General features: G+C 67.4%; 18 protein-coding genes, 5 pseudogenes and 1 other annotated feature. Of the genes and pseudogenes, 4 read left to right on the top strand and 19 right to left on the bottom strand.

What is annotated here, in order from left to right; genetic code table 11:
• The 3 genes from L7N97_RS23785 to L7N97_RS23775 all read right to left on the bottom strand — a co-directional run bounded on the left by L7N97_RS23785 (window position 1) and on the right by L7N97_RS23775 (window position 2493).
• A complete protein-coding gene (locus tag L7N97_RS23785; protein WP_237480712.1) occupies window positions 1-255 on the bottom strand; it encodes a hypothetical protein in 255 nt (84 codons plus the stop codon).
• A 275-nt stretch (window positions 256-530) separates the two neighbouring features.
• Window positions 531-1106, bottom strand: coding sequence for a hypothetical protein (locus L7N97_RS23780; RefSeq protein WP_237480711.1), 576 nt, complete (start codon window positions 1104-1106; stop codon window positions 531-533).
• A gap of 1 nt (window position 1107) precedes the next feature.
• The gene (locus L7N97_RS23775) at window positions 1108-2493 is read right to left on the bottom strand and encodes an IS701 family transposase (RefSeq protein WP_237478510.1); all 1386 of its coding nucleotides are present in this window, start codon (window positions 2491-2493) and stop codon (window positions 1108-1110) included.
• 107 nt (window positions 2494-2600) lie between these two features.
• On the opposite strand from L7N97_RS23775, the gene L7N97_RS23770 reads away from it, so the two are divergent.
• The gene (locus L7N97_RS23770; protein WP_237478198.1) at window positions 2601-2882 is read left to right on the top strand and encodes a hypothetical protein; all 282 of its coding nucleotides are present in this window, start codon (window positions 2601-2603) and stop codon (window positions 2880-2882) included.
• Between the two features lie 175 nt (window positions 2883-3057).
• Here the strand turns inward: L7N97_RS23770 and L7N97_RS23765 are convergent, their stop codons facing one another.
• Together L7N97_RS23765 and L7N97_RS23760 are read right to left on the bottom strand one after the other, a co-directional pair.
• Window positions 3058-4398, bottom strand: coding sequence for a mechanosensitive ion channel family protein (locus L7N97_RS23765; RefSeq protein WP_237480710.1), 1341 nt, complete (start codon window positions 4396-4398; stop codon window positions 3058-3060).
• Window positions 4399-4952: 554 nt separating this feature from the next.
• Entirely contained in the window at window positions 4953-5690 is a 738-nt protein-coding gene (locus tag L7N97_RS23760) for a hypothetical protein (RefSeq protein WP_237480709.1), read from the bottom strand.
• Between the two features lie 504 nt (window positions 5691-6194).
• Between L7N97_RS23760 and L7N97_RS23755 the strand changes: the two genes are divergently transcribed.
• Entirely contained in the window at window positions 6195-8207 is a 2013-nt protein-coding gene (locus L7N97_RS23755; RefSeq protein ID WP_237480708.1) for an AI-2E family transporter, read from the top strand.
• Window positions 8208-8424: 217 nt separating this feature from the next.
• Window positions 8425-8865, top strand: a pseudogene (locus L7N97_RS23750) (manganese catalase family protein); the annotation flags it as partial.
• Here L7N97_RS23750 and L7N97_RS29925 read toward each other — a convergent pair.
• Both L7N97_RS29925 and L7N97_RS23740 read right to left on the bottom strand, forming a co-directional pair.
• Window positions 8863-9093 (bottom strand): transposase, encoded by a 231-nt coding sequence (locus tag L7N97_RS29925; RefSeq protein WP_428981024.1) that lies wholly within the window; start codon window positions 9091-9093, stop codon window positions 8863-8865. The pseudogene L7N97_RS23750 and the gene L7N97_RS29925 overlap by 3 nt on opposite strands.
• Window positions 9094-9151: 58 nt before the next feature.
• A protein-coding gene (locus L7N97_RS23740) for an IS3 family transposase (RefSeq protein WP_237479301.1) occupies window positions 9152-10374 on the bottom strand; the annotation gives its coding sequence in 2 pieces (ribosomal slippage) (window positions 9152-10086 and window positions 10086-10374; 1224 coding nt in all).
• Window positions 9977-10093: a sequence feature (AL1L pseudoknot), on the bottom strand. It overlaps the preceding gene by 117 nt.
• An 88-nt stretch (window positions 10375-10462) precedes the next feature.
• Here L7N97_RS23740 and L7N97_RS23735 point away from each other — a divergent pair.
• Window positions 10463-10894 (top strand): annotated as a pseudogene (locus tag L7N97_RS23735) (manganese catalase family protein); the annotation flags it as partial.
• Window positions 10895-11112: 218 nt separating this feature from the next.
• On the opposite strand, the gene L7N97_RS29920 reads toward L7N97_RS23735, so the two are convergent.
• The 12 genes and pseudogenes from L7N97_RS29920 to L7N97_RS23685 form a co-directional block, all read right to left on the bottom strand.
• Entirely contained in the window at window positions 11113-11592 is a 480-nt protein-coding gene (locus L7N97_RS29920) for a YihY/virulence factor BrkB family protein (protein ID WP_309242873.1), read from the bottom strand.
• Window positions 11593-11650: 58 nt separating this feature from the next.
• Window positions 11651-11989 (bottom strand): annotated as a pseudogene (locus L7N97_RS29915) (YhjD/YihY/BrkB family envelope integrity protein); the annotation flags it as partial.
• 372 nt (window positions 11990-12361) lie between these two features.
• Window positions 12362-13531 (bottom strand): permease, encoded by a 1170-nt coding sequence (locus tag L7N97_RS23725; protein WP_237480707.1) that lies wholly within the window; start codon window positions 13529-13531, stop codon window positions 12362-12364.
• 71 nt (window positions 13532-13602) lie between these two features.
• Entirely contained in the window at window positions 13603-14487 is an 885-nt protein-coding gene (locus tag L7N97_RS23720; protein WP_237480706.1) for a YihY/virulence factor BrkB family protein, read from the bottom strand.
• Window positions 14484-15557: an endonuclease/exonuclease/phosphatase family protein gene (locus L7N97_RS23715; protein ID WP_237480705.1), complete on the bottom strand. Its 1074-nt coding sequence runs from the start codon at window positions 15555-15557 to the stop codon at window positions 14484-14486. Before L7N97_RS23715 ends, L7N97_RS23720 begins: the two co-directional genes overlap by 4 nt.
• A 247-nt stretch (window positions 15558-15804) precedes the next feature.
• On the bottom strand, window positions 15805-16893 hold the full coding sequence (gene cax / locus L7N97_RS23710; protein ID WP_237480704.1) for a calcium/proton exchanger: 1089 nt from the start codon (window positions 16891-16893) through the stop codon (window positions 15805-15807).
• Window positions 16894-17509: 616 nt separating this feature from the next.
• A pseudogene (locus tag L7N97_RS30610) lies at window positions 17510-17758 on the bottom strand (IS91 family transposase); the annotation flags it as partial.
• Window positions 17759-17784: 26 nt separating this feature from the next.
• Window positions 17785-19004, bottom strand: a protein-coding gene (locus L7N97_RS23705; protein WP_237479395.1) for an IS3 family transposase whose coding sequence is annotated in 2 segments (ribosomal slippage) — window positions 17785-18725 and window positions 18725-19004 — 1221 coding nt in all. Because the reading frame shifts where the segments join, the coding sequence is not laid out codon by codon here.
• A gap of 56 nt (window positions 19005-19060) precedes the next feature.
• Window positions 19061-19999 (bottom strand): annotated as a pseudogene (locus tag L7N97_RS23700) (IS91 family transposase); the annotation flags it as partial.
• A gap of 4 nt (window positions 20000-20003) precedes the next feature.
• Window positions 20004-20909, bottom strand: a complete 906-nt coding sequence (locus L7N97_RS23695; protein ID WP_237480703.1) for a tyrosine-type recombinase/integrase — start codon at window positions 20907-20909, stop codon at window positions 20004-20006.
• A gap of 1045 nt (window positions 20910-21954) precedes the next feature.
• Window positions 21955-23034, bottom strand: coding sequence for a YeiH family protein (locus L7N97_RS23690; RefSeq protein WP_237480702.1), 1080 nt, complete (start codon window positions 23032-23034; stop codon window positions 21955-21957).
• 83 nt (window positions 23035-23117) lie between these two features.
• Window positions 23118-24434, bottom strand: coding sequence for a cupin domain-containing protein (locus L7N97_RS23685; protein ID WP_237480701.1), 1317 nt, complete (start codon window positions 24432-24434; stop codon window positions 23118-23120).
• Window positions 24435-24454 lie beyond the last annotated feature (20 nt).

Below are 24454 nucleotides of genomic sequence, written 5' to 3'. Positions count from 1 at the left end.
TCAGGGCAAGGCCCCGATGAGCAGCGCGCCGGACGTGGCCATGGTGGCCAGGAACGCCACGCTGCCGAGGTGGAACGCCACGGGGCGCGCCCATGTGGGAAGCTGTCTCATCCACTTGGTGCGGCCTGCCCGGCGGAGTCTCAGGTGCGGGCCGCGGCGAAGGGCCTCGTCCGCCGCGTCCCCTGCCAGCAGTGCGCCCACGGCAGCTCCCGCGGTCATCGTGAACAGGGCGAGGTCGTGCGGGCTGGGGGCCATGGTGATGTCCTGTTCGGAGCCGGGAGATCCGGCGCTGGCATGTGGTCGAGGCCTGTGGATCGATTTGTGGAGAGGGCACGCGCCTCGCAAAACTGCTTCGGAAAGGATGTCAGGGCCGAGGACCGCGGCGGCCCTGCCCGGTCTTTCTGGACCGGCAGGCTGGCGCATTCATCGAAGCCAAGGCCAAAGGAGCAGACGATAAAGTCCTGAGAACAGGATGACGATGCAGACCACCGTTCCGGTGATGATCACATCGGTGGCGCCCAACCCAGCCATCATGCCGGCGACGCTTCTGCAAGCATCGCCTCGCCGGCGGCCCACGCCATCTCCAGGCTCGTGTAGCCACTGTCGCCCTTAACCAGGACGACACCGCCGAACCGTCGTATTTCCCACGTGAAGGGCGTTGTTGGAGCGCCATACCGGACAATGAAGACCCTGGGAGCAGCGGGGTCCATCTGAAGGAGTGCCTTGGCCTTGCGCGCCGCGACGGCCGCCTCGCGAGCCGCCTGGGAAAACCTACGTCCGCTGGAGTTTGGACACCGGCGCTTCTTCGATCGATCTGTGGCCACGCGGGACGGACCCGTTCCGTCTCCATTCGTCGGAGTGAGCGAGCCGCCTTCGATGGCCATACCCTCCAGGGCGGACGTCAGCCTGTCCTCCGCGAGTCGAACCTTGCCCATGCGCGAGATGAACGTGTCCACATGGGCGACCGTCGTTTCGGCCGTCATCACGGCAGCGCCTTGCTTCGGCACATCGGACATCATCGCGGTCTCCGGCGAAGCGGGAGAGAACCCCATCGCCGGCCAGTTCTCGAAGTGGGACGACGATGCCCTGAGCTCGACTTTACGCATTTCAGGCAGCGCGGCACAGTGTGTCGATCCACCGGTCGAGGAGGTCGGGGTGAATTTTGACGGGGTCTCGGCTGGGCGGGGACGTTGATGAAATCTGCGGCCACCATAACGCGCGGCGGACGTCGGCGAGCGCGTCGCTGAAGGTTGGCAGGCGTTTGTCGTACCAAGCTGCGGTCTGTGGGCGGATCGGTCCGGCCCGGGTGTGCAGCTCGTGTGCCCAGAGCGTGACGAGGGAGTACAAGGCGAGCAAGGCAGGTGTGGTGCGCAGGATGGCCTTGTCGGACCATTGGCGCTGGGTCTCGACGCCGAGGTGCCGGCGGACCTCCTGGAAGGTGGTCTCGATGCGCCAGCGCATGACGAACCGCGTGAGGATCGCCTCGGCGGTGAGGTCGGCGTCGGTGCACAGGAACGCCTGCGCGTCACGGGTGCCGGACGGATCGCGCACCAGCACCCAGCGGATCGGCTGGGGCGGCAGGCCGGCCTTGGACCAGAGCGCCGTGGCCGAGGTGTATTCGAGCCTGCAGGTTTGGCCGCCGTACCATTCGGTCAGCGTCACCTTTGTCCAGACGGTGGCCGGGTCGCGCAGCACGGCATCGAGCTTGGGCACTCGCTTTCCTTTCAGGGCGGGGCGGCCGCGCCGGCCTGGAACGCGCGCGGGGGCGGGTTCGAACAGGTTGGCGTCGAGGCGCAACCGCGTGATCAGGGTGACGTGGCGGCGCACGGCGGCGATGAGGTCGAGCGCGGCGAAGCTGCTGTCGGCCACCACGGTGACGCGGCGGCTCCCCAGCCAGCGACTGCTCTGCAGGATGGCCTGACGCGCCCAGTCGGTCAGGGTCTTGTGGCGCTGGCGATGCGCCTGGCTCCAGCGCTCCGAGGGGGCCAGCACGGTGAGAAAGGGCAGCGCCCAGCGCCGGCCCGCGAAGGGGACCGGGAGCATGACGGCCAGCACGAGCCAGCGCAGGCCGCTGGTCTTGACGAAATGGCCTTTGGACGAACGGACGGGGTCACGATAGATGCCGCGCGCCGCGATCTTCGGCCCCCATCGTCGCTCCACGGTGTCGTCGATGCCGATGATCACCTCGCCGTCCGGCGACAGCACGGCGACGAGGTGCCCGAGCAGCCTGCGCGCCACGTCGCGCGCATCCCACCGCGCCCGGCTCAGGACGTCGTGGTATCGACCGAAGCCGGGTTTTCCGGCCAGTCCCATCACGCGCAGGGCTTGCGTCACGGTTCGTCCGCCGGGCGACAACACCGCACCGGCCACCAGCACGAGGACTCGGGTCCAGACTGGTGCAGTGAAGCACGGGCGCAGTACGGTCAGCCATGTCGACAAGATCGCTGGCACAGCGGAAAGGTCGGAAGGGGGGCGTTGGCGATGGGGTCTCATCCCGGCCGTAGAATCGCATCGCCGTTGTTCAGCAAGCCCTGCATCCAGCCCATCAGAGCGCAAACGGTCCGTGACGGGACCAGTCCCTCGGAATATCCTGCGCCGCCATGGACGACGACGTCATCATGCGCATCGCGCAGTTTCGAAGCCCGCGTGGTTCTCTCGTGGCCGAGCGGCGCAACCGGGGCTACACGCTCTACGATGCGCGGTCGGGCACACCCGTCGCCCGCCTGCGACCGGCAAAACCCGACGGCCACTTCGAAGTTCTATACTGGTCCCTGTGGAAGGAGCGCTGGTCCTCGACCGGCCCCTTCGGCAGCACTATCCTCGCCCTCGACGACGCCCTCACCTGCATCGCAGCCGAGGACATCTTCTGGGTCAGCACCTGATGCGCCTCCAAAAATGCGGAAAGTCGAGCTGAGACTGCACTGTCCAATCCATAGAATCCTTAAACATTGATGAACGGCTTCGACGTTTTTGAGTCAGCAGGAGTAATCTTTGACGCTTTCTGCATCCCAACCGGCCTCTGAAATGCATCCTGGGAGCATCGTCCACCGCCCGGCGCTATTCGACGGCTCGGCCGGGATCGAGGAGGTCGTCCTTGCCTCCCGACGCAGCCCGCTCCGCGTTCACCAGCCTCTCGACATGTGCGTCAGGCGCCGTGTCCGAACCGGCGAGCGAGGGCGAGGACCGCGTCGCGGTCCGCCGGGGCGGTCGCTCGGTGACCGGTGCCGAACGCTGCACCGGCAGCGCCGCGCCCTCGTCGAACCGCAGCCGATAGATGGGCTCCGGCAGGGCGAACCCCGAGCCTTCGAGCGCCGTCTTGGCCGCCTTGATGGCGAGGCTCCGTCCCTTGAGGAAGTCGGTTCTGGTCTGGTCGACCCAGCCGTAGAAGCGGAGCACAATGTTGGAGTCGCCCACCTCGCGGATGACCGCCGTCGCCTTCGGCGTGTCGAGCACGAAGGGAAGGCCGTTCACCGCCGACAACCCCACGTCCATGCCGTCCACGGGGTCGTCGGCCGCGTCGACGCCGAGGTCGAACTCGAACCGCCGCTGCGGGTTGCGGATGTAGTTCAGGATGACGGCGTTGAAGACTGTCGCGTTCGGGATCTGCACGTGGTTGCCGTCGAGCGTCAGCATCACGGTGGCGCGCGACGTCAGCCGCATGACGCGCCCCTCGTGGCCCTCGATGACGACGTGGTCGTTAGCCCGGAAGGGCTGCCGGAGGCTGAGCATGATGCTGGCGACGTAGTTGGTCACCGTGTCGCGCACCGCGAAGCCGAGCGCGATGCCGACCACGCCGGCCCCGCCGAGTACGCCGCCGAGCAGCGCGGTCGCGCCCAGCACCTCGAAGGCAGCCACGAAGCCGAGGATGACCGTCACGACGCGCACCGAGGTCGCGAGCAGTTCGGCCAGGAACAGGTTGGGCGCCACCCACCGCCACAGGCGCGTGACGGAGGCGAGCCCGTATCCCAGGGCCGCGATCAGCAGCCCGACCGCGATGGCCACGCCCACGAGGGGAAGCGCCCGGGCGAAGGCGCGCAGGTCGTCGCGGAACTGGCCGATGGCCGGGGCGACCTTGGTGCCGACCGCGAGGTCGCGGGTGACGTCGTTCTGCACCGTGACGACCCCCGACACGCGGGACGCGATGGTCTCCGCCCGTCCTTTGTCGTCCGCCGCCTGCACGGTGCCGTCGAGCGTCACGACGCCTGCGGACACGCGCACCCGGACGTCGTGCAGGGCCGCTATCTGCCCGAAGATGTCACGGATGCGGGCGGCGATGTCGGCATCGTCCGACGCGTCCGCCTTCGTGGCGATGGCGGGTGCCGCCTGCTTGTCGGGGGCATCGGTCGCGGGAGCGGCAGCTACCGACGTCGTCAGCACCATGCAGATGAGGACCGCCATGGCGAGCCGCCCGGACCGCCAGTGCAGGACGTCATGATGACCATTCGGGGATGGTGGCCGTGGCGTTTGGCTGACGGCGTCGTCGTGAGCCTCTCGTGGCAGCACCGGGTAGGTCAGCAACGCGAGGGGACGTTGTCGCATCGGTCGAGGTGCGTGCGGTATCGCTGCTTCGCGCGCCCCGCCCGGGAACCGTGGCGTCCCGCGCCCAGGACGGAACCGAGGATCGAACCGCCGTGCCGATGACGCGCGTGGCGTGACCCGTGCGGTTGGCGGTGGGGGGACGCGCCGTAACCGCCGGAACTCACGTAGGGTATGGCGCTGGCCGGGGACGCCGTGGCCGACAGCAGCACGGCCAGCAAGGCCGCACCGATCATGGACGCCTTCATCGTGCTCGCTCCGTCATGAGGGGTAAAGGCCGCTCGGCGAGGCCGGCCAGAGCCAGACGCGTCTCGGCCCATGTCGTGCCAGGCAGAACGTCTGCGGGCCGGACCGGCCCGGTCCGCCACCCGTCGTCTGACGCAAGTCGGTAGCAGATCGAGCCGATGGCACGAGGATCAGCCATGGAGGTTGATGTCGTGCCCGGCATTCCTGGCCAGTTCCTTCGTGGTCACGCCCGCGAGGCGGATCGCATCGCCCGTCACAGGGTCGGTGATGAAGGCGCTCCCGCCGACGTCGCCCGTATTGCGCAATACGTCCGCGATGGACGTGAAGTCGGACGCGGGCAGGTCGAGCGTGTCGTGGCCCGCCCCCCGGGCGCCAAAGCCCGCCACCACGTCCAGCCCGAACCCGGGCTGGAAGACGAAGGTGGTGTTGTCCGCCCGACCGGCACCGAAGATGTCGAATTCGGTCGAGGTCAGGGTCTGTCCGGGTGCCTGCGCCACGACCTTGGAGCCGCCCTCTCGGAGGTAGAACTCGGTCGCCGTCTGCTCGCCGTCGACGAAGCTGTCCTGACGCGCCACGCCTTGAGCTCCCCGCAGGCCGGCCTGCAGGCTGTAGGGCGCCACCGCCGACGAGGTGTCGCCCGCGGCATCGGTGGCCGTCGCCGTGACGAAGCCCTGGTGATGACGGCCCACGCGATCGGCGAAGCTGTAGGTGCCATCGGTGGCGACCGCCGCCGCGCCGAGGTCCGTCTCGACCCCGTCCACGTTGGCGGTGACCTCGACGGACGTGGCCCCGGTGCCCCCAGATACTTGGCCGGTGATCACGAAGACGCCCCGCCCGACGAAGGTCGCCTTTTGCTCGATCGTGGCGGCGAGGCCTTCGGAGCCGTCTCCGGCGTAGGATGTCGACATGGCGATGGGTCCTTCCCTCGTAAATGTCGATGAGCCCACGTCCATGACGTCGCGCAATGTCGAAAGTGAAAGTGTCAGGCTGATAAATGTTAGGTTCACGAAAATCGAAGGCGATCTCCCATGGTCTGCACTTTGCTTCCGTGAAGCTACGACGATTTTTCCTGCATCGCGGTCCGGTCGGCGTGAGGACTTGGGAACTTCGGTGTATGGAGGCGTGTCTGGCCCGCCTTCGACGGCATGATATGACGTCCGCGTGGTTGCCTCGGAACAGTCCGCCACCGAGCGGCACCGGTCCAATCACGCAGATGCCGTATGAGTCGGGGTGGGTCATGCCACTTCGGTCCGCGCCGTCCGGTTGCGGGTCCGTGGCGGGCGCGTGCGGACAGGCACGATGACGACCCGCGCGAACCCTCGCGCGGCGACATGAGCGGCCGGATCTGCCCTGGTCCCGGCACCTCGGGCGATGGAACCACCGCATCGGGCCGGCCTCAAGCGGATACATCCATGACGCAGCATGACGAGCCGACCCGCGCCCCGGCCAGGGTGCCGCCCTCCGGGGTGCCGGGCGTGAGCGGCCTCCTATACCTGGCGGTCGCGGTCGTGGTGGTGGCCGCGCTGTATCTCGCCCGCGAGGTGCTGATCCCGATCACCGTGGCGGTGATCCTCTCCTTCGTACTGGCCCCCCTGGTCTCGCGGCTGAAGCGTTGGCACGTGCCCCACGTCGCGGCCGTGCTCGTCGCCATGCTGGTGGGCCTCGGCGTGGTCGGGGCGCTCGGCGCCGTCATCGGCACGCAGGTGGCCGGCATCGCCGAGGACGTGCCGCAATACACGGCGACCATCACGCGCAAGGTCCACGCGGTCCGCGACATGACGGTGGGGCGCCTGCGCGGCCTGCGGCAGCGGTTGGACGAGCAGGTGGGCCGCACGGCTCAGGAGGCCACGGCGGCTCAGTCTGGAGTTCCGGCCGACGCGACGCCCCAGGCCCGGCTCGTCCGGATCGAGGCCGCGCCGATGTCCGCCCTGGATCTGGCCCGCACCGTGCTGGCCCCCGTCGTGGACCCGCTGTCGACGCTGCTCATCGTCCTGATCGTGACGGTCTTCGTCCTGATGCAGCGCGAGGACCTGCGCGACCGCATGATCCGGCTGTTCGGGTCGAACGACCTCCAGCGCACCACCCTCGCGCTCGACGACGCGGGCCACCGTCTCGCCACCTACTACGTGGCCCAGCTAGCCATCAACGCCTGCTTCGGCGTGGTTGTCGGCCTCGCGCTCTGGCTCATCGGCGTCCCGTCGCCGCTCCTGTGGGCCGTGACCGGGGCGGTGCTTCGCTTCGTGCCCTACATCGGCCCGGTCATCGCCGCCATCCTGCCCGCCGCGCTCGCGGCCGCGGTGGAACCCGGCTGGTCTATGGCGCTGTGGACCCTCGGCCTGTTCGTGATCGCGGAGACCGTGACTGGTCAGGCGATCGAGCCCCTGGTCTACGGCCACTCCACGGGCCTCTCGCCCGCCGCGGTGATCATCGCCGCGATCTTCTGGACCTGGGTGTGGGGCCCCATCGGCCTCCTGCTGTCGACGCCGCTGACCCTGTGCCTCGTCGTGCTGGGACGCCACGTCGACCAGCTGGAGTTCCTGGAGCTGCTGCTGGGGGATCGGCCGCCGCTGACCCCCGTGGAGAATTTCTATCAGCGCATGCTGGCCGACGACCCCGACGAGGCGCTGCAACAGGCCGAGTTTCTGCTCCAGGGACGCTCCTTGACGGCCTACTACGACGAGGTCGCTATGAAAGGCCTGCAGCTCGCCGCCAACGACGCCCTGCGGGGCGCGCTCGGGCCCGACAAGGTCGACGCCATCAAGGAGAACGTCAGGGACCTGACGGCCGACCTCGCCGACCATGAGGACCGGGACCCTCACCCGAAAGACGAGGCCGAGGCCGACGAGGTCGCGTCGCGGGCGGAACGGGACGTGCCGACGCCCGAGGCCCCGAAGATCGACGCTCCGGCCGTGCGGGAGTTGGCGACGGGGTGGCGATCCGCGGAGCCCGTGCTCTGCGTCGCAGGCAAGGGACCGCTCGACGAGGCTGCGGCCGGCATGCTGGCGCAACTGCTCGGCAAGCACGGACTCGGGGCGCGCGTGGCGTCCTATGGGGCTGCGTCGCGAAGGCAGATCGGCGGGCTCGACGTCCAAGGCGTGGCTATGGTCTGCGTCAGCTACCTCGAGATCTCAGGGAGCCCGTCGGGCCTTCACTACCTCGTGCGCCGTCTGAGGACGCGCCTGCCGAACGCAAGGATTTTGGTCGGGCTTTGGCCGATGGACGGCGACGCCGTCGAGGACGAGCGGACCCGCAAGGTCGTGGCCGCCGACGTCTACGCGTCGAACCTGAAAGATGCCGTCCAGGCCTGCGTCAAGGCTGCACACGACGCCGCCGCGACGTCTTCCGGTCAGCGTTGCGGTCCAGACGACAAGGCTCTCGGTCGCCATGGATCACCGTCGCCGCCTCGTGAGCAGTCCTCGACGTGATTTCGATGGCCGTCCCAGACCGAACGAGCGTCTGTCGGCTTGCAAGCGAGGTTGCGGCCTCTTCGAACCATCAAATGTTTCACGGCAGCCTCGTAGCTTGAACACATCGCCTGGTAATCACAGCTGAAACTGCACCTTTCTTCGGACGTCATTAGTCTACGTCAGAGCGAGGGGTGCGTCTGTGCACTCCTCGTCATGCAGCTCCGGGAGATGAGCGATGTATTATTTCGACAAGCGACTGCAGTGGCCCGTCAAGGTCGAGAAGCCCGATCCCCTCTTCGCCCGCATGCTCCAGCAGGCCATCGGCGGCGTGGAGGGCGAGATCCGCGTCTGCATGCAATACTTCTTCCAGGCCTGGGGCGCCCGCGGGCCCTCGACCAAATACCGAGACATGCTGCTCCACACCGCGACGGAGGAGATCGGCCACATCGAGATGCTCGCGACCGCGGTGGCGCTCAACCTCGACAAGGCGCCCGTCACCGAGCAGGAGGCGGGGGCCGCAGACGGCATCGTCGGCTCCATCATGGGCGGCGGCGACACCAAGGGCGTCATCGAGGGCATGTTGCACCGTCATATCCTGTCGACGGGCCTCGCGGCCTATCCGGCGGACGCCGATGGCGTGCCCTTCAACATGTCTCATACCATTTCCGTTGGATCAGCTCGGGGTATGATTTTTGGGCCACCAAGCGAAGTTGGTGCGCGAGCTGATTTCGGTTTGGCGCTCGGCGAGATCGCAGCACCGCGCACCGATCGTGTTCACGAGGTCATCTATCGTGGGCACGAGCTTGTTGACGATGGGCTCGTCCACCAGCCGCCAAAGCGTCTCGGCGGGCTGCAGTTCAGGACTGTAGGGCGGCAGGTAGACCAGCGTGATCCCGTCTGGCACGGCGAGGTTGGGACGGGTGAACCGCCCCGGGTTTCTCGGAGGCTGATTGGCTTGGAATTTACGCCGCCATCGGGGGGGCCTCAAGCGCGGCGTAGAAGGCTGCTTCGGCTTCGGCCGGCGGAACGTTGCCGATCGGCTCGAGCAGCCTGCGGTGATTGTACCAGTCGACCCACTCAAGTGTGGCATATTCGACGGCCTCGAACGACCGCCATGGACCCCGCCGATGGATCACCTCGGCCTTGAACAGGCCGTTGATGGTTTCAGCGAGGGCGTTGTCGTAACTGTCTCCTATGCTGCCGACAGAGGGTTCGATGCCGGCTTCGGCAAGTCGTTCTGTGTATTTTATGCTGACGTATTGTACTCCACGGTCAGAGTGATGAATGAGAGCGCCGACAGGTCGGCGCTGGTGTAGGGCCTGCTCCAGGGCGTCCAGCACGAAGCTGGTCTGAGCGGAGCGCGAAGCTCGCCAGCCAACAATGCGGCGGGCGAACACGTCGATGACAAAAGCCACATAGACGAACCCGGACCAGGTCGCGACATAGGTGAAGTCCGACACCCACAGCGCGTTGGGACGAGGGGCCTTGAACTGCCGGTTCACCCGGTCGAGCGGGCAAGCCGCCGAGGGATCCGGCACTGTGGTGCGGGCCTTTCTTCCCCTCACAACCCCTTGCAGCCCCAAGACACGCATCAGGCGCGCCACCGTGCAGCGGGCGACGCGGATGCCCTCGCGGTCGAGTTGCCGCCAGATCTTCCGCACCCCGTAGACGCCGAAGTTCTCGTCGAACACGCGGCGGATCTCGACCATCAGCGTCGCATCGCTCCTGGCCCGCGCCGATCGCTTGGTGGGGTCGGCCTGCCGGGCCGCGTGCGCGTGGTACGTCGACGGGGCGATCGGCAACACTTTGCAGATCGGCTCGACCCCATGAGCATCCCGATGCTCGTCGATGAAGGCTTTCATGTCCGTGAGCGGCGGTCGAGCTCCGCCATGGCAAAATACGCGCTCGCCTTGCGCAGGATCTCATTCGCCTGCCGCAGCTCGCGGACTTCGCGTTCCAGCGCCTTGATGCGCTCGCGCTCGTCCGATGCAGGGCCAAGCCTCGCGGCTTTGCTGCTCTCTGCTTCCTTGATCCAATTGCGCAGGGTTTCCCCCGAACAGCCGATCTTGGACGCGATCGAACGAATGGCCGCGTGCCGCGAGCTGTGCTCGCCTTGATGCTCCTGCACCATCCGGACCGCGCGCTCGCGGACCTCGGGAGAAAACGGGGGTGTGCGCTTCGTCATGGCTCCAGTCTCGCAAGATCAGGAGCCTCCGGGAAACCCGGGGCGGTTCAATCCGTGCCGTGCCGAGTTCGTCCAACGGAAACCGTATCACATCTACGCCAGCGGGAACCTCGCCGCCGACATGTACTGCAACGTCGCCGCGGAATCGACGGGCCGTGTGCTGGCCTGCCGCCTCTACGAGGCGACCAACGACACCGGCATGAAGGATATGCTGGCCTTCAACGTGGCGCGCGATACGATGCACCAGCAGCAGTGGCTGGCGGTGATCGAGGAGCTTGGCCCCCAGGCGCACCTGCCTATGCCGAACAGCTGGGACCAGTCGAAGGAGACGCAGAAGTACTCCTACGCGTTCTTCGGCTCCGCCGCGGACGGCACCCCGCCCATGGCAGGCCGTTGGACAGCGGGACCGAGTCTCGACGGCAAGGGCGAGTTCTCCGTGATGCAGAACGTGCCAATGGGGCCCGAACCCGTGCTCGGCCCGGCCCGCAAGGACAGCTTCGCCCAGAAGGAGCAGATGTAAGCCGTACGGACACTGATACTCTTCCTGTTGGAGCGGCAGAGGGACCCGGCAGACGCATGCCGGGTCTCGACATCCAGGCGGGATTTCTCACGAGGTCGTCTGGATCATGTTCTTGATCGATGTTCCGCGGGAAATTGTAGCTTCCTGCATGCGTGACATGTGTTCCATTCGATCAGGCCGAGCGTGCCTTTGCGACGACACGTCAAAGCCGAGCCTCTTCACTGCGCCTTGCCGACGTGGTCCGCCATCATCGCGCCCCTGGAACCCAGGAGTTTGCCGCCCCCGCGCGTCGAGTCCCGGGCCGTCTGGTGCTCCATCTCGGCGTTGAGTTCGCCCCCGAGCAGGACGATGACGGCCGAGATCCACAGCCAGACCATGAAGCCGACGGCCGCGCCGAGCGAGCCATAGATGCGGTTGTAGCTGTCGAAGGTGGCGACATACCAGGAGAAGAGCATGGATGCTGCGAGCCAGAGCAGGGTTGCGACCGCGCTGCCCCACGTCACCCAGCGCCAGCGCGCTTCGTTCCGCGACGGTCCGTACCGATAGACGACAGCCAGGCTCCCCGCGATCGTCAGGAGGAGCACCGGCCACCTGGCGGCGGAGATCAGCCACTCCGTCAGCGCCGGCAGACCCACGGTACGCAGGACCATCGGCAGGGCGACCACGCCCGTCAGCGCCAGGACGGTGAAGATGGACACCGGCAAGCGTGAAGCCGAATGTGGTTGCGTAGAGGCGGATCGGGCCCCGGTCCTCCCGCTCATTGTAGACCACATTGAGGGCGTCGAAGAGGGCGACGATGCCCGAGTTGGCGCTGTAGAGCGCGAGCGCGAGCGAGACCGCGAAGGCCCCGCTCAACGTGCCGTGGCCCTTCTGTGCCACCAGCCTGACCTGGTCGCCGACGAGGTCGAGCACCCCGGCCGGCAGGACCCCGGACAGCAGCGACAGGTGGCCGCTGATCATGCGCGCGTCGGCGAACAGGCCGTAGAGCGAGACGATGGCCGCGATGCCCGGGAACACGGCGAGGAGCGAGAAGAAGGCGACGCTGCCGCCCGTGGACAGGATGCGGTTGGCAGACGTCGCCCAGACCAGGCGCATCAGGATGTCCCACCAGCCGCGGGCCGGGATCTCCCGCGGGGCATCGGCCCCGCGGCCGCGCCCCGGCTCGCGGGCGCGGGCACTGTCGGTTGACGACCCTCGGGTCGCGGGCTCCTCGCCGAGGTGGACGCGCCAGTCCTCCGCAGGCCCATCGTCGGTCACGGTCCTGACGTCCGTGTGTCCGAAGCGTCGATCACGAAGTCGAGAAACGCCCATCCCGTCGTGTCTGCCTCGGACGGAGCAACGCCGAACGACGGCCTGCAGTCTCGAAGGCGAGGGCTGGGCGTCGAAGGCGATGGACGACGTTCGAGGCCATTGCGGATCCGACGGTCGACGGCGCCGTTCCGGAACGGCTGCGGCTGGTCGGGATGCTCACGCGTGTCCATGCGCCGGCCTCGCTCCGGAGCCGCCCGAGGGTGCCTGTCCCTCCTTCGCATGGTGGCCATGGTCCATCGGGTGCTGCCCGTTGACCCAGAACAGGTAGACGGCCAGCGCACCGAAGGCGAGGTCGAGCCAGAACGTGTAGTTCAGGGCGAAGTGGGTGAGCTGCGCTCGCACGTCCGTGGCGTGCGACGGCACGAGCCCGAGACCGTCGAAGGCGAGGTCCATCAGCAGCGCCGAGACCGCCATGGTGACGAAGAACAGCCCCGCCATGAAGGCCGCCATGCGCCAGCCGAAGTAGCGGCGGTACACGTCGAGCAGCGGCAGGACGAGGAGGTCGGCGTAGAGGAAGGACAGCACGCCGCCGAAGCTCGCTCCGCCCGCCCAGAGCACGGCGGCGAGCGGCACGTTGCCGATCGAGCAGACGAAGGTGAGGCAAGCCACCACGGGGCCGATCAGGACATCGAAGGGCACCTTGATCCAGGGCGATGCGTCCTGGAGGAACATGGCCTTCCACCAGGCGTCGGGCACGAAGGCTGCCAGGAAACCGCCGACCAGGAAGCCGATCAGAAGGTCCTTGTAGAGCATCGACCATTCCATGGCGAAGTTCTGCGCCACGCGGATGCGCGTCTTCGGGTTGGTGAGCCGCTCCCACCATGCGTCGCCCTTGACCGTCATCGACATGTGGTGGTGGCCCGATCCCGGCTCCTCGTGCCGTCGCGCCTCCTCGACGAGATCCTTCGGGTACACGAGCTTCAGGAGCAGGCTCATGACGACGACGAGGACGACCCCGCCGATCCACTCCCCGACCATGAACTGCCAGCCCAGGAGCACGTAGAGAATGATGCCCAGCTCCAGGACGAGGTTGGTGGAGGCGAACAGGAAGGCCAGGGAGGTGCTCAGCGCCGCGCCCTTCTTGAACAGCGTCCGCATGATAGCGGCGGCGGCGTAGGAGCAGCTCGACGAGGCGGCGCCGAGCGCCGTCGCGGCCGCGATGTCCCCCGGCCCCCCGCGGCCGAGGGCTTCACGCATCTTCTCGGCGGGCACGACCGTCTGCAGCAGCGACGAGATGGTGAAGCCGAGGACCAGGGTCCATCCGGTCTGCCACATCATGCCGAGGCTCATCATCAGGGCGTGGCCGATCTGGTGCAGGATGTTCATAAGCGTCGCTCCGATGTCTTGTCGCCGGACAATCACCTTGCCCCGTGGCAGTGTTGCAGGGCATGCAACGTTCACCTCGCCGCGCGGCGGCCGTAGAGGCCCGTCTTGCGTTCGATCTCCGAATCGAGTTCGGCGCAGGCGAGGACGATGAGGAAGTCGACCCACAGCCAGAGCAGGAAGGCGACGACGGTGCTGAGGGAGCCATAGGTGGCGCTGAGCCCCATGAAGCGCTCCGTGAACCAGGAGAACAGCGCCGTGCCGAGCGCGAGCAGCCCTGCGGCGAGGGCCGAGCCGACCGTGACGAGGGGCCAATGCTCGCGCCTGCGGTGAGGGGCGTAGCGGTAGAGCAGAGACAGCGATGGCGCGAAGCCGACGAACAGCACGGGCCAGCGCAGCCAATGCACCGCCGCCGCGGCGACGTCGCCCAGGCCGATGCGCGACAGGATGACGGGCGAGGCCAGAAGCGTGCCGACGGCCAGTACGAGCAGCAGCAACGTGCCCAGTGTGAACATGAGCGTGAGGACGGTGCGGCGTAGGAAGCCGCGGCCCTCCTCCTTATCATAGACGATGTTCAGGGCGGCGAAGAGGGCCTTGGTGCCGCTGTTGGTCGTCCACAGCGTCACCACGAGGCCCAGGACCGGCGCGAAGCCGCCGAGCCAGGGCGCCTCGGCCTTGGCGTCGGCCGGGTTGGAGCGCAGGGCGGAGTCGACCGCGTTCGCGATGATCGAGCGACTCGCGTCGGGCACGATGTCCGACAGCGTGCCGACCAACGACTTGGCCTCCTCGGGCCCGATGGTCCGGCTCGCGACCCACACCAGGAGCGCCACACCTGGGAACAGAGCCAGCGCCACCCGAAAGGCCACGCCGGACGCCACGATGGAGGCCTGGTCAGCACCGATCTCGGACCAGGTCGCCCGGAGGATGTCCAGCCAACGGTTCCGGTCGATGCGCGTCACGGCGCGGTCGCACCGACGGCGACGTTCGCCTCGTTGACGCGCGCACGGTCGTCGCCGCCTTCGGGCGTCGCCGCAGGCGCCTTCGCCCCGGGGTCGCGGCACAGGCGGACGACGTAGGGGTAATGGTCGGACCCGACGGGGGCGAGACGTTCGAGCGACAGCGCCGTGAAGCCGGGCTTGTAGTCGATCTGGTCGAGCGGCCACTTGGCCCACCACGACTGCGCGTCGAAGCTGTACACGTAGCCGTAGCCCCTGCGCGGCGACACGAGACCTGCGATGCGTCGCGTTCTCTGCACCGCGTCCTCCCAGGGCGTGGCGTTGAGGTCACCGGCCATCACGGCCGGTCCGTCGCGGCCGCGCAGGATGGCCGCGGCCGCGTAGAGCTCGGCGTCGCGCGGCAGGGCCGACTGTCCGACGAGCGGCGGGCGCGGGTGGATGCCGAGGAAGGTCGCGGCCTCGCCGTCGCGCAGCTTCACCGTCGTGACGATCGACGGGGTGTCGCGCCCGGCGAGGAAGCGCACGTCGGTGTCGGTCAGCGGCAGGCGCGAGAACAGGCGAATGCCGTAGTAGGAGCCGGTGATCTTCGTGGCCCCGTAGGGCATCTCGGCGCTGAGCGGCTCCAGCGTCCTGTCCCACCAGTCGTCGATCTCCATGGCCAGGAAAAGGTCGGGCTTCTCGGCTCTCACCTCTTCGAGGAGGGTCTGCGACTGTCGGTTGGTGAGCAGCACGTTGGAGATCATCACCACGAGGCTCCGGTCCGCCGGGCAGGCGCCCGAGGCGACCGCCAGATGCGCGAAGGGGCGGTAGGGCCAGAGAACTAGACCGTCCGCCCCGAGTGCCACGAGGGCCGTCACGGCGAGGGCCAGGACCGCTCGGGGATATGTCCGGGTGAAGAGGATGACGAGCACGAACAACGCCAGGGTGACGATGCCGAACTGGAGGCGCGGGAAGTCGAGGAGGCGGACCAGCCACCAGCGGGTGCCGACGAAGGGCAGCAGCGCCACCACGAGAGCCAGCGCGACCGCGAGGCCGAGGAGGCAGAATAGGGCGAGCCTGACAGTTCGGATCAAAGGCTCTGCTTGTGTTCTGGCGCCAGACGGTGGCGGGCATGGCGGACCGGATGGCGTGGTTGCGCCGGTGTTGGAGGACGCCCATCGAGCCGTCCATCACAAGGATCAAATTGCATGCCGGTTTGAGGCGAAAAATTTCGCCGGATGTCGAAGCGGAGCGCACCTCGTCGGTCCTGATACGCCGCCCCCCCGGCGCGGGCCCGACACGTCACGGGCGGGCTGTCTCGACCGTCGAAGAGCGGCCCCGTCACCCGCCGGCGAAGAAGAAGGCGAGGGCGAGCAGGGCGTACACGCCCAGAAGCAGCACGCCCTCAAACCACGTGGTCTCGCCGTCGGCCGCGATGGCGTTGACCGTGAAGGCTGCGGCCGCGATGGCGAACAGGTCGAGTGGGTTGCCGAACACGAGCGTCATGGGACGGCCCATGGCCCATGAGGCCAGGACCAGCAGCGGCGCCACGACCAGCGCCACCTGGACCGCCGATCCGACGCAGATGCTGAGCACGAGGCCCATCTTGTCCTGTCGGGCGAAGAAGGCCGCGGCGAAGACGTCTGACACCGTGCCGACCAGCGCGAGCACGATCACACCCAGGAAGACCGTCGACAGACCGAGCGACGTCGCGGTCGCCTCCAGCGCGCCGGACACGAGTTCGGCCTCGAGCGCGATGGCGGCGGTCGCCGCCACCATGGTGCCGAGCGCGGCGGGGAGCGGCCAACCGCCACTGCCACCCTCGCCTCGCGCATCGTCGGAGGCGAAGACGTCCCGATGGGTCACGAGCGTGTAGATCAGGTTCCCGGCGTAGAGCAGGATGAGCACGACCGACACGCTGATGCTGAGGTCCTCGTCGGTGACCTTCAGGCGCGCCGCGTCCGAGTTGGCTCCGGCGACCATGTTGAACACCGCCGGGAGCAGCAGCGCGACCGTCACCAGGATCAACATGGACGACAGCTGTCCGGCGCGCTCGCGCTTGAACGTCTGCCGGTCGCGCCCGAAGCTGCCCACGACGATGGCCAGGCCAAGCCCGAAGAGGCTCGTGCCTATGATCGAGCCGGTGATCTGAGCCTGGACCACCTTGGCTTCGCCCCGGGACAGCACGAAGAGCGCCAGGATGACCTCGGCGAGGCTTCCGAAGGAAACGTTGAGGAGCCCGCCGACGGCGGGACCGACGTGCTCGGCCATCTGCTCGGTGCCGCGCCGCACCCAGTCGGCCAGGACCCCGATCGCGACGGCCCCGGCCAGGAAGACCGTGATGGGCGGGGCGTCGACGAACCAAGCAAGGACGGGCGCCACCGGCACGACGAGCAGAAGGCCGAGCGGGAGGCGGAGAGATGGGGGCAAGGCGGTGATCTCTGAAGGCGGAGACCTAGAAAATGGCCTACCCGGCCAGAAGGGCGAGTGTCACGAGGACCAAAACCGATGTGTGAAGGCATCCTTCGTGCGGCATGTAACGTCTGCTATCATGGTCAGCTACTCAGTAGCAGCCAGTCTGCTCCCCACCCACTTCTGCTGTCCGGCCGGTGTCGACCCATCTCGGGCGTAGCAGGCATCCCTCCGCGAGCTCTGAACCGGACGTTCGATCCTGAGTTCTCGAACCGGTGAAGGGTTACGGACGGCGGCCGGCACTGGCCGAGCGTCCAGGCTGAGGGCCGCCGTCCGTAAGCCGCCCAAGGACGAACGCGCGGGGGTCGCCTCGCGCTATGGGGATTTGGCGGGAGGGTCGAGCGCGCGAAGGCGCCGCGGCCAGTCCAGACTGGCGGACCCGTGGCCGGACGAGGCGTGAGATCGGTCTGCAGGCGCTGCGATCGAGGTTCGCCGCCGATGCCGGCAGGCCGATGGTGCTGTCCCGGGCTCGCTGCGGACGATGCCGGACGCCGTGAGGGCGAGCGTGTCCGATGGCCGAAGCAGCGTCGCTTCGGCCCTGTGCTGGGTCTGGTCGTGCCGGGTCACGGCGCCTTCATCCTGCTCTCCATCGGTGCGGGGGCGGAGCCCGGGCGCGGGCGACGCCCTCGAAGCTCTCGATCACCAGCATGCGCCCGCCGCAGCAGGGACACGGGGTGCGGCGTTCCGCCGAAGAGGCCGGCTTGGGAGGCAGGGGCGGTGCGGGGACGGCGAGCAGTTCGCGGGCGCGGGCGATGTTGGCCTTGCACCGGCCCGTGGCGAGCAGGCCGTAGTGGCGGATGCGGTGGAAGCCCTTGGGCAGGACTGGGATTGACCCGGTTTCGTGGACGGTCAGTGGACTTGTTCGGGTAGGCTCGTCATAGGGCTGGCTTGGTCGTGATGGAAGCTCCTTTCGTAGTCGGTGGGAGATCGATAGCCGAGGCCCGAGTGCAGGCGCAGCGGATTGTAGAAGCCCTCGATGTAGGCGAAACAGGCCATGCGAGCCTCGGTCTGCGAAGAGAAGGACCGCCGGCTCAGCAGTTCGCATTCCAGGGTCGAGAAGAAGCTCTCGGCCATGGCGTTGTCGTAGGCATCCCCGACCGATCCCATCGAGGGCCTGACGCCGGCTTCCTTGCATCGATTGCCGAAGGCGAGCGACGTGTACTGACATCCTTGGTCGGAATGATGGATGACGTCTTTCGGCTTGCGTTGACCGATGGCCATATCGAGCGCGTTCAGGATCAGTTCGGTCCGCAGATGGTTCTTCATGGACCAACCGACGATCTTGCGGCTGTAGACATCGAGAACAACAGCCAGGTACAAAAAGCCGCTCATCGTCGGTACGTAGGTGATGTCGGCCACCCACAACCGATCAGGAGCCTGTGCCTTGAAGTTGCGGTCGACGAGGTCGGGCGCTGGTCGGGCCTCCTCGTCGCGCCGTGTCGTGGTCGGGCCGCCCTTGCGGTGACTGGCCCCGACAAGGCCGGCCGCGCGCATCAGCCGGGCGATGCGCTTGCGGCCGTGCCGCTCGCCCTGGGCCCGCAGGGCGGCATGGACCCGCGGCGCCCCGTAGGTGTCGCGCGAGGCCCCGTGCACATCCTGCACCCGCGCGAGCAGCGCCCCGTCTGCCACTTGACGGGCTGACGGGGCTCGCTCGCGCCACGCATAGAACCCAGCCTTCGACACGCCGAGGACGCGTGCCATCACGGCCACGGGGAAGGCAGCCTGGTTCGCGCTCATGAAGGCGTAGAGCCCGGGGGCACCACGCCGGTCTCCCGCGCGAACCAGGCCGCGGCTCGAGAGAGGATGTCGCGCTCCAGGCGCAGCTGCTTGTTCTCGCGGCGCAGGCGGGCCAGTTCATCCCGCTCCACCGATGTCAGTGTGGCGTCGACCGCTGCCGGCTTCGGCTCTCGCCGGCCGTCTCGGCGGTCCGCTTCGGCTACCCAGTTCCGGATCGCCTGGGCGGACGGTTCAAACTCTCGGGCCAGATCCTGCGCGTCGCGGCCGGAGCGGACCAGATCGACCAGCTGCTGTCGGAACTCTGGCGCATAGGGTGGACGTGTCTTGGGCATGGGAGAACACCTCGTGCGAAAGCATCATCGGTGTCCATCGAACCGGGGCAAGCTCAGACATGGACGAGGAAGCGGCGGATGAACTCGTCGGCCGACAGCGTCATGGTGCGGTGGCGGGCGTCGCCGTCGCGGCGATAGTCCTTGTAGCGGAAGGTGACGCCGTCCTCGTCCATCCCGATCAGGCGCCGGTTCGAGATGGCGACACGGTGCGTGTAGCGCGACAGGTAGGCCAGCACGGCCTCCGGGCCACCGAAGGGCGGCTTGGCGTAGACGACCCACTTCTTGGCTTTCATGGGCGCAAGGTGGCGTTCGAACGCCTGCGGGTCGTTCAGCCCGGCCCTGTCGCCGAAGAAACGGAGCCGGCCCGCGGCATGGAGCGCGAGCAGTCCCGTGAGGAAGAGCCGGCGGAACAGCTTGCCGAGCACGTGGACGGGCAACAGGAAGGCGGGCCGCGACGGCACCCAGCGCGTGCCGTCGAGCGAGATGCCGCCACCCGGCACGATCAAGTGGACGTGCGGGTGGTGTGTCAGGGCCGAGCCCCAGGTGTGGAGCACGGCCGTGATGCCGATGCGGGCGCCGAGGTGGCGCGGGTCGGCGGCGATCGTCAGCATGGTCTCCGACGCGGCCCGGAACAGCAGGTCGTAGACCGGGGCCTTGTTGGTGAAGGCGATGTCGGCGATCTCGGCCGGCACCGTGAACACCACGTGGAAGTAGCCGACCGGCAACAGATCGGCCTCGCGCGCCGCCAGCCACTCGCGCGCGGCCGCGCCCTGACACTTGGGGCAGTGCCGGTTGCGGCAGGAGTTGTAGGCGACGCGGGTGTGGCGGCAGCCCTCGCAGGCCTCGACGTGGCCGCCGAGCGCCGCGGTGCGGCAGCTCTCGATGGCCGACATCACCTTGAGCTGGTCGAGGCTGACGTGGCCGGCATGGGCGGCGCGCCACGCCGCACCGTGCCGGCGGAAGACGTCCGCGATCTCCAGCGCGGGACGCGACACCGGATCAGGCTCCGGTGTCGGCGCCTTCCATCAGCAGCTTCAGGCGTTCGAGCGGGCTCGTCACCGCCCGGATGGTGCGGGTCGCCACGCGGGCGTAGAGTGCGGTGGTGTTGAGCTTGGAATGGCCGAGCAGGACCTGGATGACGCGGATGTCGACGTCCTGCTCGAGCAGGTGGGTGGCGAAGCTGTGGCGCAGCGTATGGGGCGAGACGCGCTTCCTGATCCCGGCCGTCTCGGCGGCCTCGTGGACGGCGCGGCAGAGCTGGCGCGTCGACAGCGGCTCCAGGCTGTTCTTGCCGGGGAACAGCCAGCCCTGGGGCAGCATCACGCCGCGGCGTCGTCCCTCGCGCCACCACTGCCGGAGCAGCTCCAGCAGCTGTGGCGACAGCATCGCGTTGCGGTCCTTGCGCCCTTTGCCCTGTTCGACGCGGATCAGCATGCGGGTGCTGTCGATGTCGCCGGTCCTGAGCCCCACCACCTCGGACACGCGTAGGCCGGCTCCGTAGGCCACCCCGAGCGCGGCCCTGTACTTCGGCCCTCGTGCCGCTTCGAGCAGCCGCCCGACCTCCTCGACGTTCAGCACGGTCGGCAGCTTCTGGGCGTAGCGCGCCAGGACGAGGCGACGCGACAGGTCCGGCCGGTCGAGCGTGACGTTGAACAGGAAGCGCAGCCCCGACACCGCATTGTTGATGGTGGGCGCCTGCACCCCGCTGTCCGCCTGGTGGATCTGGAAGCGGCGGACGTCCTCGGGTGTCGCAGTCTCGGGCGAGCGGCCCAGGAAGGCCGCGAAGTTCCGCACCGACATGATGTAGTTGCGTTGCGTGTCCTCGTGCAGACCGCGCATGGCCATATCGTCGAGCATGCGGCGACGGAGCGGGCTGACGGGGACGGAGGCTTGTTGCTGAGACATCGCGTGATCCTCGCGAGATGAGGGGTGGACCCTCATGCTCGGAGGCTGGCGGAACCCGCTCAAGCGCTCGCGACGATCTCCAGTTGTGCCCTACCTCTCAGGAAGCCCTCCCGCGAGAGCGGGTTCGTCCTCGGTTCGCTTTTGGGCGAACGGACACTACCGCCGCTCGTAGCTGAACTCATCGCCCATGGACTCGCGCCCAGGCTGGACCATGTCGTCGGCGTGTTCTGGGGATGGGGGACGATTGTCACTGGCGCTAACCTGCGACGACACCGCACACCGATTTCGCAGTTGGGTGCACTGCACAAGTTCTGCGAAGTGATCTGTCTCGAATCTCTCAGTCGCTGTTTATTTGACGTCAGAAATTCATAGGTCCAAAAAAGCAATATACCCTCGAGAAGCTGTCAATTTCGACTCTATTGTAAAATATCCACCAATCCCCATCCTGCGAGGGCAGCAAGGAACTTGCCGAGATCAAGAATGGGTACCCATCGACGCGAAAGCCATCAGTCTCGCGGTGAACCTGTTCAGGGCTTAGATGATGAACGTCTTCAGGTCCACAGCAGACCGACGCCACCCAGGCAGGAACAGGCTTTCCATCAGTCCAGACGTCGTGCGACCAGCAAGGACGTGCTGTCATCAAGATCTCGCAGAAGGCGATGCCTATCGATATCGAGCGAACATGATGCATAGGACTTCTCCGCACTGTCGAGCTGCATCGTTTCAAAGGCACCGCCCTGCGCTCTCTGGGGACTGCTCAGATCCGACCACGAGTTGACAAAGCTCTCTGTCGGACAGCAGCCTCGGCGGCGGCGTCTTGGACGGCCCTCTTGACCAAAGCACCAGCCCGGTCTGGCAGTCGTAGATCGCTAATATCTCGCCTTGCTGTTCACAGCTGCCGTGCCGCTCCTCCGCGTGCGATGGAGACCAGGAAGGTACGGTCAGCAGAGCAATCGCGGCGATCAGCAGCGGCGATCGCACCCGGTTTCGGGCCATGCTCGGATCACGCGTCGCTGGCATTCCGACCTCCTCGAGGGTTAGAGGCTCAGGGCAAGGGAAAGCTTCGAACGATCAGCAGGCTCAGGAGCAGGATGAGGGCGAGCGATCCCGCCACCGCCAGCGCGGTCCTGTTGCCGCATCGCACCAATGTCCGCAGGTCGACGTTGAGTCCGAGGGCGGCCATGGAGACGACGGTCAGCAGATGTGCTGCTGATGCCGTGGGGGCGACGAACGCGCTCGGGACGAGACCCGAAGAGCGGCATGCCGCCAACCCGAAGAAGCCCACAAGGAACCAGGGGACGAGCATCGCGATAGGCGTCGATGTGCGCAGGGCTTCCCGTGCTTCCTGCCGAGGCGACGCATGTCGCAGGAGCCGGTGTCTCCGCCGCGTCACGAGGAAGGCGATGCCGAGCACGACCGGGCCGAGCATCATCACGCGCAACAGCTTGACGATGACGGCGATCTGGCTGCTCAGGACGCTGACGGGCAGAGTGGCTGCCAGCACCTGTGGAACGGAGTAGACGGTCAGTCCCGCCAGTTCGCCGTATTGGGCCGGCGTCAGGTGCGGGAGCGGAATGAGGGTGGGCAGAGCCAGCACGGTCAGCAACCCGAACACGGCCGTGAACGATACGGCCGTGGTGATGTCGCGTGCGCCGGCTCCGATCAGAGGTGCGACGGCGGCGATCGCCGCGTTGCCGCAGATTGCGTTCCCGCAAGCGATGAGGACTGACAGTCGGGCAGGTAGGCCACAGGCGCGCCCGAACGCAAAGCTGCCGGCGACGGCGGTCACCACGAGCAGGCCGACGCTGAGGATCGTGGTCGGCCCGAGCCGCGACAGCGTGACCGCATCGATGGAGACGCCCAGCAAGGTGACCGAGCATTCGAGCAGAAACTTGGCACTGCACGTGATGCCACGCTCCCAAGCCGGGCCGGGCTTCCACACGAAGCGGGCCGTGGTTCCGAGAAGGATGGCGATGACGACCGGATCGAGGAACATCCGACCTGTCAGGGCGATCTCGATGGGCGTGAGGTGATCGGCGAGGAGCGCGAGGGCGAGGCAGAGCGCGACGCCGGGGAGGACGCGTCCGAGCCAGGTGATGCGGTCGAAGGCAAGTCCGGTGGACATGGTAGACCGGAATGAGGCAAGGGGGCTACGAGCGGGATGAGGACCTCAGGCGCCGGTCCACCTCGGGAGACCGGTGAGCGCCGTCACCCGCCTGCGAGGACGATGGGTTGCCGTGGAAGCGATGCGACCTCGGACTCGGTCAGGCCCAGATTGGCGGCGATGAGGTGGGTCGGCACGGACGAGAGCCACTGGGAAAGGGAGCACTCGGCATAGTCCGCCGCGTCGTGAACGCCGACGAAGTGGCATGGCTCGGACCCGATGTTCTGTACGATGTGCCCCATGGCACGAGGCAGGTAGGCGCAGTCGCCTGGCGCCAACTCAGCCGTCGCCATCCGCTTTTCGGCCTCGAAGATCGTCACCCTCGTGCGACCCTTGAGGAGGAACTGCCATTCGTTCCCGTTTGGATGCCAGTGCGGTCCGTGGATTGCTCCGGGCTGCAGGATCTGCACGAAGCCGGTCATCGTGCTGGAGATCGGGAAGGCCGAAGCTGGCGCGACACGGAGGGATCCCGCCTCAGTGTCGATCAGCGGCTTGCTCGCAGACAAGCCGAACCGATGTGACCGCTTGGCATCGAGCTGCCGCTCCGCCTTGGCTTGGTCGCCGTCAATCGGCACCACCGGCCCCTGCATGATGTAGGTCTCGCCTTCGGGTAGCCGCTGTCTCACCGTGTCCGGGACACCGATCGTGGTGCGAAGCATGGAGGCATCGAGGCGGCTCAGGAAGTCGGTCAGACCGAACGTACCGTGTTCGCCGTAGCGTCCGTCATCGAAGGTCAGGATGGCGTGGCAAGGTGATGCACCGAGGGCCTGGATGGCATGAGCGTGGCCTGCCGGAAATGACCACGTGTCGCCCGGCCCGAAATTGATGATCTCCGTGAGGCCGGCCTGATCCACAATCGTGACCTGGCAGCGGCCCGCGATCACGTAGGCCCACTCGGCGGAGGAGTGCCAGTGCATCTCCCGCACCCCGCCCGGGTTGAGGAACAGGTGAGCGCCGGCGATGCCCGTCGCGATGGGAAGCTGGGCCGTCGTGAGGTCACGGGCCCAGCCCCCCGAGGTTGCCTTGATGGGGCCAGTGTCGAGGGATGCCGTGAAGGCCTGCCCGGCTCCCGGCTTGCGCGGAATGGTTCGGAGGAAGGTAGCGGACCTGTCGACATCGAAGCCGGCAGCATGCCCGTCTCCGTCCGAGGCTCTCGACGCCGTCGAGGCGAATGCACCAGCCCCGAGGATCAAACCACCCAGAACCTGCCTGCGACCCTCATCCATGTCGGCCTCCGCCTCACAGGCAGCGACCTTCCCATCCGACGCGAAGAACGGCATCCTCCAAAAGGTTGAGATCCCGATGTGAGCGGTCTGACGGATCTGGTGCTCGGACCGGCCGGCCGATCGGTCCTTTTGCATGCTGCGACGACCATGCACGA

The organism is Lichenibacterium dinghuense (assembly GCF_021730615.1).
GTDB lineage: Bacteria > Pseudomonadota > Alphaproteobacteria > Rhizobiales > Beijerinckiaceae > Lichenihabitans > Lichenihabitans dinghuensis.
This window is presented reverse-complemented; position numbering and strand designations above follow the sequence as displayed.

Bases quoted from the DNA above. Each gene is read 5' to 3' on its own strand.
- L7N97_RS23785 (WP_237480712.1), bottom strand. From the start codon at position 255: ATGGCCCCCAGCCCGCACGACCTCGCCCTGTTCACGATGACCGCGGGA.
- L7N97_RS23780 (WP_237480711.1), bottom strand. From the start codon at position 1,106: ATGCGTAAAGTCGAGCTCAGGGCATCGTCGTCCCACTTCGAGAACTGG.
- L7N97_RS23775 (WP_237478510.1), bottom strand. From the start codon at position 2,493: ATGAGACCCCATCGCCAACGCCCCCCTTCCGACCTTTCCGCTGTGCCA.
- L7N97_RS23770 (WP_237478198.1), top strand. From the start codon at position 2,601: ATGGACGACGACGTCATCATGCGCATCGCGCAGTTTCGAAGCCCGCGT.
- L7N97_RS23765 (WP_237480710.1), bottom strand. From the start codon at position 4,398: ATGGCGGTCCTCATCTGCATGGTGCTGACGACGTCGGTAGCTGCCGCT.
- L7N97_RS23760 (WP_237480709.1), bottom strand. From the start codon at position 5,690: ATGTCGACATCCTACGCCGGAGACGGCTCCGAAGGCCTCGCCGCCACG.
- L7N97_RS23755 (WP_237480708.1), top strand. From the start codon at position 6,195: ATGACGCAGCATGACGAGCCGACCCGCGCCCCGGCCAGGGTGCCGCCC.
- L7N97_RS23725 (WP_237480707.1), bottom strand. From the start codon at position 13,531: ATGAACATCCTGCACCAGATCGGCCACGCCCTGATGATGAGCCTCGGC.
- L7N97_RS23695 (WP_237480703.1), bottom strand. From the start codon at position 20,909: ATGTCTCAGCAACAAGCCTCCGTCCCCGTCAGCCCGCTCCGTCGCCGC.
- L7N97_RS23690 (WP_237480702.1), bottom strand. From the start codon at position 23,034: ATGTCCACCGGACTTGCCTTCGACCGCATCACCTGGCTCGGACGCGTC.
- L7N97_RS23685 (WP_237480701.1), bottom strand. From the start codon at position 24,434: ATGCAAAAGGACCGATCGGCCGGCCGGTCCGAGCACCAGATCCGTCAG.